The organism is Aliisedimentitalea scapharcae (assembly GCF_045277565.1).
GTDB lineage: Bacteria > Pseudomonadota > Alphaproteobacteria > Rhodobacterales > Rhodobacteraceae > Aliisedimentitalea > Aliisedimentitalea scapharcae.
This window is the reverse complement of the sequence record NZ_CP123584.1, coordinates 41462-53528: the sequence shown is the minus strand read 5'-3', so window position 1 is coordinate 53528 and position 12067 is coordinate 41462. Positions and strand designations below refer to the sequence as shown.

Below are 12067 nucleotides of genomic sequence, written 5' to 3'. Positions count from 1 at the left end.
GGGACAATCATGAACATCAATTTCACACCAATTCGTGGCGACGACGTTTGGGAGGTCAGCCGGTCAGGGGACAACCTCATTATCAATGGCGAGGTTCTTGACACATCGGGTGTGCTGGAAGGTGCAACATTGCCCAGGGCTGCCGTCGATTGCGCCTGGCTCGCCAGCGATATCGAGCGGATCGGCGGCGTGGTGTCTCTCACCTTGGTTCGGCCCTACGGGATCGGGGCGACGGAAGATGAACGTGTGCCTGCATCTATCGTCCTTGATGATAGCGGGCGCTCAGTCCCAGAGGGGGCAGGTCGCATCATCATCGATCTTTCCAAGCTGATCACGGCAGAGGACAAGGTAATCGAAGCCGCAACAAAACGCGCCGATGACATCAAAATGCGAGTTCGGGCGCGTATTTTCTCGGTAATTGATCAGAGCGCGCAAACCAGCCTTTTGGCTGCGGGTCTAGCAGAAGCCCTGAGCGCACAGGAAAAGGCCACGTTTGTTGCCGGTCAGCAGTGGATCGAAGCGACAAAGGTCGAAGGACGGCGCGCAGCGATGGCGGGCGATGAGCCGAACTGGCCGGATGTGCCGGAAGGTGTGGCAGAATTGGCCGAACGGTACTGATCAAGCGCTGATCTTAGCGGAGTAATTCCATGAAAATTGAAACGGTAGGCTCGCTGGCGGCGGGGTCATTTAGCGTGGCCATAACCTGGCTGGCACAGATGGGGCTTTCGGGTACAGCCGTCGTGTTTGCCTGTATCGGTGCGGCATTGGCAGTTCTGGAACTGGAAAATCGCAGGCCGCGTAACGTGGTCGCCTTGCTGGGTTTCAACGTCGTGTTCGGTGTTATGGCTGCACCATTGGCGGCGATGAAGCTGGAACAGGAATATGATTTCAGTCACCCGATCATTGTCGTGCTGCTGGCGTTTTCCATTGCCTATGTTGCCCATGATGTCTTTGGATTTGCTCGCTCTTTGATCCGGGCCCGACTGGCAAAAAAGATCGGGGGTGGAAAGTGAAACGCTTCTTCCGGTCGCAACGATACCGCAAGGCGCGCGTTCTGGCGTCTGTGCTGCTCTGGTTGTTCCTGGGGTGGCTGTTTCTTCCTATCACCCCCTGACATCGGAGAAATCCCATGAACATTGATTATCGCTGGGTTCAAACCCGGCTCAAGGTGCTTGGTTTCAACCCAGGGCCTATTGACGGTGTGCGCGGCCCCCGCACGGATGCGGCGGTGGTCGAATTCAAACGCTCCATTGGGTTTCGCTCGCGGCCTTTCATCGGACCTTTGACCTTGGCGGCCCTGACCGAAACACCGAAAGAAGAACAGGAGCGACAGACTGTTCCTTGGATGGCGGAAGCGGCCAAGATCCGGGGGCTACACGAACAGCGCAACACGGCCCAGCTGCGCAAGTGGTTTGACAAGTCTGTCAGCTGGATAGACCCGCGCGACATTCCGTGGTGCGGCGCATTCACAGCAACCTGTTTTCGCAAATGGCGGCCTGACATTGCGTTGCCCGAAAATCCGCTGGGTGCGCGCAACTGGCAACATTGGGGCAAGGCGTCGGACCCGGTGTTCGGCTCTTGTCTCGTATTTTGGCGGATCTCGAAACACCATTGGGCGGGGCACGTCGGCTTCTACCACGGGGAAGACGACACCCACTTTCACGTTCTGGGCGGCAACCAGTCGAACGCTGTGACTGTGACCCGTGTTGCCAAATCCCGCCTGCTCTCCGCGCGCTGGCCCGATGGTGAACCCGTCACCGGACGCCGGGTGTTCCTGACGTCCAAGGGCGTCCCAATCACAACCAATGAGGCTTGAAATGGACTTTCTTTCCCATCTGTTCGACCAACTGGAACCAACCATCCTTGAGGCCCTGAGCGTTCTGCTGATGGCTGTCATCGTCTATGTGTCCAATCTGATCCGGCGCAAGACTGGCCTGGACATCGAGGCCCGCCACCGTGAGGCCCTGCACAGCGCCATCATGACCGGTGTTCTAGCCGCTATCAAAGAGGGGCCCGACGAAGCCAAGGAAATGCTGGTTCAAAAGGCGATCGGGTATGCCCGCGTTTCTGTTCCCCAAGCAATCAGTCATTTTGGGCCTGACAATTTTATTCTGCGCCGTTTGGCCGAACGCTATGCGAACGAAGCGCTGGAACGGATCGAAGCCAAGCTTTCTTGACAACTCCGGCCCGTCGCGCGCCGGTCCCTGCGCGACCAACCATCCGAAAGGGGGTGAATATGCGTGAGACAGTTTCTTATCGCCTGGCTGTTCGCAATCGTTGCCGCTTCGAGTTCAGCGATTGCCCAAGGCCGCAATTGCGCACCGCGCCATGTCGTGGTGGACCGGCTTGCCCAGGGGTTCGGCGAAACCCGACAAAGCATCGGCCTGGGGGCCCAAGGGGCCGTGGTCGAAGTGTTTGCATCGACCGAAACCGGATCTTGGACAATCACGGTCACAATGCCCGGCGGGCTTACTTGTCTGGTTGCCTCGGGCCAATCATTTGAGCGGCTAACCGAAGCCCCGCCGCCTGATGGTGATCCAACCTAAACAAAAGAACCCCGGTCGAAAGGCCGGGGCTTTTTGCTTTTCTAGGGTTTGCTTTTTGGTTCACTGAACCTGCGCTGGCTGGATTTCTCTGCACAAAGCAGGAACAGACATGTTTAGAAAAGTGCTTTTTTGCGGAAATACCTATGTTTTGTGGGGGATCCTGTTCTCTCCTAAGGGGCAGGTTGCAGGTTCGAATCCTGCCGGGGTCGCCAAAACCACCTGAAAAATATGGCTTATTTACAGGACGTTGTGCGGAAGCCTGCAGAAAGTCCCGTCAGCCTTCAGGCCAAAATCGGCTGAAACGGTCGATTTCTCGTACAAAACCTGTACAAAATTCGCACGTTTGTGCGTATTTCGGGGGTCAATCATGAGCCGCCATAGCTTTGATCCCGAAATCGCCGGACGTGTTGGCCTGAACGCGGCGGTGATTTTCCAGAACATCACCTTCTGGATCGAGAAGAACCAAGCCAACCGCCGTAACCTTCGAGACGGGCGGTATTGGACCTACAATTCGATCTCGGCCTTTGGTGAATTGTTCCCCTATCTGAGCGAGAAGCAGATCAGAACAGCGCTCGAAAAGCTGGTCAGCGCAGAGCTGATCATCAAGGGCAATTTCAGCGATGATCGCTATGACCGGACCTGTTGGTATGCCCTGGGCAACTCCATTTGCCCAAATGGGCAAATCGATCTGACCGAAAGGGAAAATGATGCATTTGCCCCTGAGGGCAAGCCATCTGCCCCAGAGGGCAAATCCTATAAGAACAGATATAAACCATATCAAAAACCAAATCCTTCGCACGCGAAGGCGGCGGTGGAGGATGAATTTTCTGAAAAGATATTGTCCGCCTATCCGGAGGATCGCATTCGCGGCAAAGCGGTTTGCATCTCACAAATCCGCCAAGCGTTGGCCGACGGAGTGGACGCTAAAGACCTCGAGGAAGCAGTGCGGGCTTACGCGATCGAGAGCGAAGGCTTCACCCGCTCTAAGGTGTGCTTCTCCGACAATTGGTTCACGTCTGGACGTTGGTTGAAACACCTTCATGACGTTGAGGATGCACGAGAAGCTGGTAAGGCCAAAGAGGCCGAATTGCTGAAAGGCTTGGCTGATTGGGTCACAGACAAGCATCCACTGTGCCGCCACATCACACCCGGCCAATTGACAGCTTTGCTGGCTGCAAACCTGGTCAGCCCTGCTGAAATCGAGGCGGCTGGGCTCCGAGCATGAGTGCGATCGATCCCCATAAAGAGCAGAGAGCAAGGTTACCCACCGATTACATCGGCGGGACTTGTGAGGGGCGGCCAGCCTCCCCTTCAAACCCCAACCAGACGCACGCAAGCGGCGTCAAAGAGGGCCTTTCCGAGAGCGTGATCTTTCGATGCACACCGTCCGAAAAGGCCGCGCTTGTGGCCAAGGCGCGGGCCGCTGGCCTGCCCAATGCCACGTTGATGCGCGAGGCCTTGGGGCTGACCGAGGCACGTCGGCGCAAGCCCGTCCCTCGCGTTGATCCGAAGTTGACCTTTGCGATTGCCCGTGTCGGCGGCAACCTCAATCAGCTTTCCCGCTGGATCAACGGCGCGGTCAAATCCGGCCGTGCGAGCCAGATCGATGCGCTCAAGGTCGCTGCGCAGCTGGTGATCATCGAACGGCAGATGGCGCAGATCGTGGCGGCGCACACAGACGAGAACTGCGAATGATCATCTCGTTCTTCTCCACCGGCACAGGTGGTGGTGCAGCTCCCGTGGATTACCTGACAGCTCGCGAAGTTCTGGCCTATGATGAGAACCGCAACCTCATCCGCGACGACACCGACCAGCCTCAAACCAAGATCCGCGACCCGCTGCCCGAGGTACTGCACGGCACCCCCCGCCAAACCCGCGACTTGATCGATGCGAGCCCCAACAAATGGAGCTACACGGCAGGTGTGATCAGCTTTGCCGACAGCGATGATCCCAGTCCCGACGCCCAGCAAGAGGCCATTGAGCTATTTGAGGCTCTGGCCTTTGCTGGGCTGGACAGGGATCAATACGACTGCCTTTGGGTGCGCCATGCGCACGAGGGCAAGCTCACAACCCAGAACACCGCCGGCGGCATTCTGTTGGTCGATGAGCATTTCCATGGTGTCTTTGAGTGTCGTTTCCGAGATCGCCATCGTGCCCGATAGCGAGTGCAGGACGCCGACTTTGATCGGGCAGTCTTGGGCTGCGACAGGAGAAGACATGCCAAGCATGACTGCAGAAAATTTGCTAAAGCTTTTGCGATTCAACGTTTGGCTCCAGATAGATCGCGGCATATTGCTAACTCCGCCGAGCAATTGTGTTTGCAATAATCGAGAGAAGAAGGCCCAGAGTAAAATATCCCAAGACCACTTCACTAATGACGAGAATTTCTCCATAGACATTTTCAGCTGTTACATCGCCATATCCCAGCGTCGTATATGTAACCAACGAGACGTAGAAGGGTGTAAACCAGCTTTGCGCTGAGTTGGAGTAATCCATCATTCCCCACCCCAGCCACATATCAAACGAATAAATGATCCCGTACAGCGTTGCGAGAAATAGCGCGTAAACTCCCACTTTTAGAAGGCTGCGGCCGTGATCAAATAGTCCCCAAGCCTTGAACAAAATTTGCTCAATGGACTTCGCAAAACCGGCAGGCATATTTGAAATAGATGCTTCCAAGGTGTCTATGTAGTCCTGATCCCTAGCATCTCGTACAAAAAGCGCGTTGCCGTAAACAGAGTCTATGCCGCGAATTCCAAGGTAGCGGCCGCTCATATCTTTTAAATTGCCGTAGACGACGCCGGTCACCTTGGCCCCTTCGACCCTTGCTGTGCAGAGTGACGCGCGCGAAATATTAGCATTCTTCAGGCAGGTATTGCGAAGGTCGGCGTCTGTTAGGTTTGCATCACGGAGGTCAGCGCCGGTCAGATCTGCCCCGACAAAATTTGCTCCACGCAGATCCGCGCCGGAAAGATCGGCATCTGTTAAGTCGGCGTTCTGGAGGTTTGCCGCAGTGAGTGTAGCACCGGTCAGTCTGGCCTTGTATAGTCCAGCATGAGAAAGATCCGCCCCTGAAAGCTCCGCGCGATCCATCTTTGCGTGCTTCAAGTTTGCAGATGACAACCGGGCTTCGAAAAGGTCGGTGTCGGTGAGGTCAAGTCCTGAAAGGTTGCGTTCCGATAGGTCCGCCTCGGAAAGGTCGGCCCCGGCGAAGACCGCCGAAGTATCAGGGTAACTTGAGAGGAAAAGCTCCCAGTCCGTCACCTCACCTTTAAGTGCCTGTAATGCCTCATCAAGCCCCGGAGCCTGTTTGCCAGCCATTTCTTTCAAATCAAGAATCCCTCACGCTCTATCGATGAACCAGCGAGAGTATTTCTGCCAAAACGCCCTCCACATCTCCGCCAGACTTTTGCACGACATCGCTAACACTGGTCTGAAGGCGTTTGCGGTCTTCGGTGTTCAGTTCCATCGCTGTAACAATAATAATAGGAGTGTTGGCTGATGGATGGTCGCTTGATCTGAGCCTTTCCAGAAACTCAAACCCGTCCATAACCGGCATCATGAGATCAAGAAGAATGAGTTCAAATTCAATTTGTTCCGTTCTCTCTAGCGCTACTTTGCCGTTCTCCGCTTCATCGACTTTCCAGCCGTCGCCTTGAAGCGTGCGCACCATGGTTTCGCGCGCAGCCGGATCGTCTTCAACGACAAGTGCTGTCTTTTGACCGACCGACGCATACTTTTTGACAAGCCCCGATAGTTTGCCTCGGTCAACCGGTTTTTGAAGAGATTCGACGGCGCCAAGCGAATAGCTCATGGCCTTGTCTCCAACCATCGAAATCATGACGACGGGAATATCCTTCAGTGTATTGTCAGCCTTTAGTCGGCGGAGGACTGTCCAGCCGTCCATTCCGGGCATCATTACATCCAGCGTTATGAGGGCGGGCAAGTGTTCCGCAGCGAGTGCCAGACCTTCAGCGCCGGATTTGGCCAATAACACCGAACAGCCCTCCGCTTCTAGACGCTTCTTCAGAAGTTCCCGGGCCGAGGCCTCATCATCAATGACAAGGACCGATTTTCGAACAGAAGTATCCTTCATTGCCTCAGTTGAAATAGGTGTCGCGTCCTCATCCGATGAAGAGGGCTCTGACGTTGCGCCTGAAATGCGCGCTTCCTCTTCAAGCCCTGCATGCTTCTTTTGAGCTTTCTTTGGCAATGTGACGATAAAACTTGAACCTTGCCCAATGGTACTTTCGACACGGATGCTGCCGCCCATCATTTCACAGAATCTCTTAACGAGGGCGAGCCCTAGACCGGTTCCACCGTAATCGCGTGTGGTAGATTCATCGGCTTGAGAGAATTCGGCGAATATATGCTCAATCTTGTCTTCAGGGATGCCGATCCCGGTATCGGTGACAGCAAACCGAATTGCCGGTTCATTTGATATGGAGGCCGTATTGGCAGAAAGAGTAATCTTTCCTTCCTTTGTGAACTTCGCGGCGTTGGAGATCAGATTGAAGAGGATCTGGCGAACTTTCGTTACATCGCCGTGCATGGTCTCTAGATCCTGATCGACATTCAGAACGAGTTCATTGGCATTTTTTTCGATAAGGCTGAGTGCCGTACTGGCAACGTCTTCGGTAATGTCCTTGACAGCGAAGTCTTCAAGGAACATATCCATTTTTCCAGCTTCGATCTTGGAGAGGTCGAGAACGTCGTTAATCAGGGACAGAAGATGCTTACCAGCGTTGGTGATCTTGTTCAGATCGCCGAGCATTTCTTCCAGCCCGTCATCTTCAGCATCCTCTGCCATCATTTCCGAGTACCCAATGATCGCATTCATTGGTGTGCGAAGTTCATGGCTCATATTTGCAAGGAACGCGCTCTTGGCTTCATTCGCCCGTTCAGCTTGCTCGCGCGCCTCCTCGGCTTGTCGCTCCAGTTCAAGGCGTTCAGTTATGTCTTCGACGAGCCCGATATAGAAGATTTCATCCCCGACTTGAACTTCCTCAACCCGCGCTTCCAGTTTAAATACCGATCCATCTTTTCGAACGGCGTTGACGACCCGACTTTGACCAACGACCGTTGACGACGCACCATGAATACGGCGTTCAAGATAAAGGTCGTGCTCAACGGCGACGTGTGTTTCCATCAGGATCTTGAGGTTCTTTCCAATAACGTCTGACGCGTAGTAACCAAAAATTTGTTCAGCGGCCGAGCTGAATGTCTCAATTGTTCCCTTTCTGTCAATAGAAAGGATACCAATGGGACTAGCTTCAATAATCTTCGATATTCTCTGCTCACTAAATGCGAGATCGCCTTGAATCTTCTTCAGGTTTTCGTTCTGTGCGACGAGCTCAGCTTCGTTACGTTTGATCGTTGTAATATCGGTAACGACCCCGACGAGTCCCCCTCCGCTGATTGGCGTTGTTCTGATTTCAATCGTCCGGCCAGCTGCTGTATTGAGGACAACGTTTGATGAGTGGCCATCAGCGAGAGCCTCCAAACGAGTCCGGATTAGCTGTTCAGTATCGCCAAGCCCATAGTCACCGTTTTCTGCGTGCCAACGGATGACCTCTTCTTCTGGCTGCCCCGGTTCGACCAGCCGTGGTGGCAGAGCAAGCATCTCGGTGTAGCGCTCATTTACCAGGACGTAATTCATGTCGGCATCGAGCATGTAGATGCCGTTCGACATCTTCGACAACGCAAGCTGAAGCTGAGCCGATGCCTCGTTTAGTTCGGTCGTCCGTGCAGCCACGGTTGTTTCCAACATCGACTTTTGGTTTTCAACTTCCTCAAGCGAATGAACGATCGATAGGCGTAAGGCTTCGAAATTCTGCGCAAGCTCGCCAATCTCGTCGCTTGTCTGCACCTTGATCGGCTCATCCAATTCACCAGCAGTTAGTCTCGCTGCGCTGCCAGACAGTAATCTAAGTGGTCGCGTAAGCGAAATTGAAAAGAGGTATGACGCGTAAATTGCGATCGCAAGAACTATGGAGGCGACCAAGATCAGTCGGTCGATCAGTTGATCTGCATCGCGCAGGGCTTCTTCGCGGTCGATCTCGCTCATGATGACCCAGTCTAGCCCCGACAGCTCAAGCGGGCGATATGAGGACAAGACTTCGACATTTCTGTAGTCGGGGAAGATCTCTGTTCCTGTGCGTCCTGAGAGAGCTGCCTGCGTTCCAATGGTGTCGACCTCTTGCAAGCCAACGGAACTGTTCGTCCGTTCGATCTGGCCTATGATGGAGCTTGGGAGGCCAACTTCACCGACCAATTTCAGATACTCTTCACGATCTTCGATCAGGAAGCGGGACTGATTGCGCAACAGCTTGTCGCGGCCGACGATATAGGCTTCGCCGGAATCACCCAACCCAACGTCGCTCCATGATTGGTTGGAGGTCATGATCGCGTTGATCCCGCTCAGAGGAAGTTGCACGGCAAGGACCCCAATCGGATTTGGTCCATCATACACGGGCAAGGCGGCAAATGCGGCTGGTGCGTTGAATGAAGGGATATAGGGTTCGAAGTCGGCGAAAATGACCTGATCTGGATTTGCAGCCAAGGCAGTCGTGACTGCCCGGGCGAGGTTTGTGTTTGAATGCGGGCCATCGAATACGCTGGTTCCGAAATCAATTTCCCGCTCAACGGAGTAAACGATGCGTCCATCGTTAGGTTCGATTAGAAATACATCATAAAAACCGAAGCGATCTTGAAATTCACTCAGTGACTGTTCCAGCTCTGAAACGGCTGCCCCATATTGTGTCTCGAACTGAACTTGATTCACTAGTTGAGGATCAAAAATGTATCGATTTTGAAGAAAGATCGTCAGGGGATCCTGTGGCAACAAGCCTTCAATGATGGCGTCGTCGGCGCGGGTTCCTGTTTCCGCCTCATACCGTGCACGAAAGTCCTCAAGATAGAATTGATCTAGAGCATCCTGATACTCTGGCGTCACAAGATCTTCGGAGGCTTGCAGATAAACGATCCCTCGCCGAAGTTGTTGAAGATTTTCTTTCAACGGTGCGCTTTCCGCAACAAACTTGAGCTCATTCTCGACTTGTGAGAAATAGCTTTCAATTTGCTGTGCCTTAAGTTCGCGAACGGCTGTCAGTCTTTCGAACGCCGCACGCTTCAGGGCTTCGTTTGACGAGTATCCAGCCAAGACGGCCGCGATACAGACAGCAGCCATCGATATGACGATGCTAATTGCCGCCAGCTTGGTTCCGATCGTCAATCCCAGTTTTGGGGTTTGCCTTTCAGTCGTCATATCTGGGTTCCCTTCATTCGGCCGCCTCTTCATAGAGCAGAACTATTGCGTTCATCCTGTTGAGAAGTTCTTCCGCTCTTTCGTTGACATGCAGGATATCTTCTACGGACCCATCTTCTGTGATCCGCAGGGTCGTCGAGATACGCTCCCTAAGCGCCGCCCAGTCACCTTGAAGTGAGTTGAGACGTTCGATGATAGGCCGTGATTTTGAGTCCCGGAGCGCGCCTGGTGTCACGCGGTTCAGAATGTTCAGCGATATGTTGAACCTGTTCATAGTTCTGAAGAGTTCTTCGCGGGTGTCTGAAGAGGCTAACCCGCTGCGCGACAGGCACAGCAGCAAAACAAGTCTTTGGGTGAACATTCGTTGTCGACCGGAGATATTAATGAGCATCGCCATCTGTTCGGATAGCTCTGCGCTTTTGTAGACCCTCTCGATCAAGTTGACCGCGGCATCCATATCGGCAAGCGCAGGACCGTTCAGGTCCGAAATCGCCTGAAGATGCTCTTGCTCGACGCGTCGGCCCTCGATCGCATCACGGATCGTCTGGCCATACGGGGCGAAGGCATTGTTCGCTCGTGTCAGCGCACTCAAAACCGAGGCATTAGTTTCCGGCTCAAGTCCGAGCTCGTCGTCTCCGTCCTTCAACCCAGCTTCGGTTGTCTGATGCAGTGCCAGTGTCTCTGCAGCGGCCGCAAGAAGTGGGGCTGGATCGGGGTTTTGATAGGCAAGACAAACAAACTTTCCAGCTCGCTGGATCAGCATCCGCTGGCGGCCTGACAAGTTGATTCTGCGAGGCCCATCAGAACGCTCTGCTTGCGCGAGCAGATTCGTCGGATGTACCAAAAGCATCGAGGCAAAGACGCCCCCGCCCATGAGTAGCGCCCGGCGTTTGAAGGGCTTCTGGGAAGACTCCATTCCACTATTTCCCGTTTTGCAGACAGAGTTCTTTTTCATTGCAGTGTTCCGTCGGGCGTTGCTATTGAAGCTTGCAGCTCACTTTCCTGATGAATCCCTAGCTCCGAGATATTGAGCCCGGCGATCTCTTCCTCTTCACTCACCCTGAACCGGAAAGCTGCGTTGCCAGCCGAGAAGACCAGATAGGCCATACCGAAGGTCCAGATGCCATAGACAAGCACGCCCAGAACTTGGGCACCGATCTGTTCTAGGCGGTTCAGCCCCGTGCCGAGGGTTTCAAGATCCCCGTAGAACCCAGTTGCCAGCGTGCCCCATATCCCGGCCCCCAGGTGCACTGGAATTGCGCCAACCGCATCATCGATCTTCAGGATCTCCAGAAGTTGGCTGACAAAGACGACAATCATGCCTCCAACCAGGCCAATCAAGGCAGCGGACCCTGTCGAGACGGCGAAACAATTCGCGGTAACGGCGACTAGCCCACCCAGTGCGCCATTGATGAACTGATCCACGTCAAGCCGCTGGTTGACCGCATATCGCAGACCTCCGGCCGAAATGGCACCGACGCATCCCCCAACGACTGTGTTGATCAGGATCGACGGCACGGTGTCATCCAGCACCAAGGTGCTGCCACCGTTGAAGCCGAGCCAGCCGATGAAGAGAAGAAGAGCGCCAAGCGTGGCGGTCGGCATGTTCGACGGGGTGATGGTCTGCGCGCCCGAGCCGTCATCAAAGCGCCCCAAGCGCGGGCCAATAATCAAGACGAGCGCGAGACCAGCCCAGCCGCCAACGCTGTGAACCACCGTCGACCCGGCAAAATCCACAAACCCCAAATCCGCAAGCCAGCCTGATCCTTCTGCAATGCGACCGGCCCAACTCCAGTGACCTGCAACGGGATAGAGAAGCCCGGACACGATCAAAGCAGCAAAGAGATATGCACCGAACTTCATCCGCTCTGCGACGATCCCAGAGAGGATCGTGACCGACGTCACGCACAGCATCACCTGGAACAGGAAAAACACCGCAAGAGACGGGGGCGCCTTGGCGAAGTCGAGGGAGAACAGGTCCAACCCGATCCACCCCTGATAGCTCAGGCCATACATCAGTCCGAAGCCCACGAGCCAGAATGCCAGGGCCGAGACACAGAAATCGCAGAAGTTCTTGATCGCGACGTTGATGTTGTTCTTCGAACGGGTCATTCCCGTTTCGAGGCAAAGAAAGCCCGCCTGCATCAAGAACAATAGGGTACTGGCGATGATCACCCAAAAAAGATCAATGTCCTGCATCAACCGACCCTCCGCCGGAAGAAGTGGTGGCTTTGCAGCTGCCATTCAGTCGCGA

General features: G+C 54.5%; 11 protein-coding genes and 1 pseudogene. 7 read left to right on the top strand and 5 right to left on the bottom strand.

Annotation, left to right across the window (positions count from 1 at the left end; genetic code table 11):
- The first annotated feature begins 9 nt into the window (after nt 1–9).
- From QEZ52_RS00235 to QEZ52_RS00205, 7 genes are all read left to right on the top strand, one after another.
- Nucleotides 10–618: a hypothetical protein gene (locus tag QEZ52_RS00235; protein ID WP_406646838.1), complete on the top strand. Its 609-nt coding sequence runs from the start codon at nt 10–12 to the stop codon at nt 616–618.
- A 29-nt stretch (nt 619–647) separates the two neighbouring features.
- On the top strand, nt 648–1013 hold the full coding sequence (locus tag QEZ52_RS00230; protein WP_406646836.1) for a hypothetical protein: 366 nt from the start codon (nt 648–650) through the stop codon (nt 1011–1013).
- A gap of 116 nt (nt 1014–1129) precedes the next feature.
- Entirely contained in the window at nt 1130–1816 is a 687-nt protein-coding gene (locus QEZ52_RS00225) for a TIGR02594 family protein (RefSeq protein WP_406646834.1), read from the top strand.
- Between the two features lies 1 nt (nt 1817).
- Nucleotides 1818–2177: a hypothetical protein gene (locus QEZ52_RS00220; protein ID WP_406646832.1), complete on the top strand. Its 360-nt coding sequence runs from the start codon at nt 1818–1820 to the stop codon at nt 2175–2177.
- A gap of 63 nt (nt 2178–2240) precedes the next feature.
- Complete coding sequence (locus tag QEZ52_RS00215) at nt 2241–2546, top strand: hypothetical protein (RefSeq protein ID WP_406646830.1); 306 nt, start codon at nt 2241–2243, stop codon at nt 2544–2546.
- 247 nt (nt 2547–2793) lie between these two features.
- Nucleotides 2794–3771 carry a hypothetical protein gene (locus QEZ52_RS00210; protein WP_406646828.1) on the top strand — a complete coding sequence of 326 codons (978 nt, stop codon included), beginning with the start codon at nt 2794–2796 and terminating at the stop codon, nt 3769–3771.
- On the top strand, nt 3768–4241 hold the full coding sequence (locus QEZ52_RS00205) for a plasmid mobilization protein (protein ID WP_406646826.1): 474 nt from the start codon (nt 3768–3770) through the stop codon (nt 4239–4241). The genes QEZ52_RS00210 and QEZ52_RS00205 overlap by 4 nt, the downstream gene beginning before the upstream one ends.
- Nucleotides 4242–4597: 356 nt before the next feature.
- Here QEZ52_RS00205 and QEZ52_RS00200 read toward each other — a convergent pair.
- From QEZ52_RS00200 to QEZ52_RS00180, 5 genes and pseudogenes are all read right to left on the bottom strand, one after another.
- A pseudogene (locus tag QEZ52_RS00200) lies at nt 4598–4774 on the bottom strand (transporter substrate-binding protein); the annotation flags it as partial.
- A 67-nt stretch (nt 4775–4841) separates the two neighbouring features.
- Nucleotides 4842–5867: a pentapeptide repeat-containing protein gene (locus QEZ52_RS00195; protein ID WP_406650596.1), complete on the bottom strand. Its 1026-nt coding sequence runs from the start codon at nt 5865–5867 to the stop codon at nt 4842–4844.
- A 28-nt stretch (nt 5868–5895) separates the two neighbouring features.
- Nucleotides 5896–9813, bottom strand: a complete 3918-nt coding sequence (locus tag QEZ52_RS00190; RefSeq protein ID WP_406646825.1) for a response regulator — start codon at nt 9811–9813, stop codon at nt 5896–5898.
- Nucleotides 9814–9826: 13 nt separating this feature from the next.
- The gene (locus QEZ52_RS00185) at nt 9827–10768 is read right to left on the bottom strand and encodes a type IV pili methyl-accepting chemotaxis transducer N-terminal domain-containing protein (RefSeq protein ID WP_406646823.1); all 942 of its coding nucleotides are present in this window, start codon (nt 10766–10768) and stop codon (nt 9827–9829) included.
- Nucleotides 10765–12012: an ammonium transporter gene (locus QEZ52_RS00180; protein ID WP_406646821.1), complete on the bottom strand. Its 1248-nt coding sequence runs from the start codon at nt 12010–12012 to the stop codon at nt 10765–10767. The genes QEZ52_RS00185 and QEZ52_RS00180 overlap by 4 nt, the downstream gene beginning before the upstream one ends.
- Nucleotides 12013–12067: the final 55 nt, after the last annotated feature.

Excerpts from the sequence above, each read along its gene's own strand:
- QEZ52_RS00235 (WP_406646838.1), top strand. The coding sequence starts at position 10 with ATGAACATCAATTTCACACCAATTCGTGGCGACGACGTTTGGGAGGTC.
- QEZ52_RS00230 (WP_406646836.1), top strand. The coding sequence starts at position 648 with ATGAAAATTGAAACGGTAGGCTCGCTGGCGGCGGGGTCATTTAGCGTG.
- QEZ52_RS00225 (WP_406646834.1), top strand. The coding sequence starts at position 1,130 with ATGAACATTGATTATCGCTGGGTTCAAACCCGGCTCAAGGTGCTTGGT.
- QEZ52_RS00220 (WP_406646832.1), top strand. The coding sequence starts at position 1,818 with ATGGACTTTCTTTCCCATCTGTTCGACCAACTGGAACCAACCATCCTT.
- QEZ52_RS00205 (WP_406646826.1), top strand. The coding sequence starts at position 3,768 with ATGAGTGCGATCGATCCCCATAAAGAGCAGAGAGCAAGGTTACCCACC.
- QEZ52_RS00195 (WP_406650596.1), bottom strand. The coding sequence starts at position 5,867 with ATGGCTGGCAAACAGGCTCCGGGGCTTGATGAGGCATTACAGGCACTT.
- QEZ52_RS00190 (WP_406646825.1), bottom strand. The coding sequence starts at position 9,813 with ATGACGACTGAAAGGCAAACCCCAAAACTGGGATTGACGATCGGAACC.
- QEZ52_RS00185 (WP_406646823.1), bottom strand. The coding sequence starts at position 10,768 with ATGAAAAAGAACTCTGTCTGCAAAACGGGAAATAGTGGAATGGAGTCT.
- QEZ52_RS00180 (WP_406646821.1), bottom strand. The coding sequence starts at position 12,012 with ATGCAGGACATTGATCTTTTTTGGGTGATCATCGCCAGTACCCTATTG.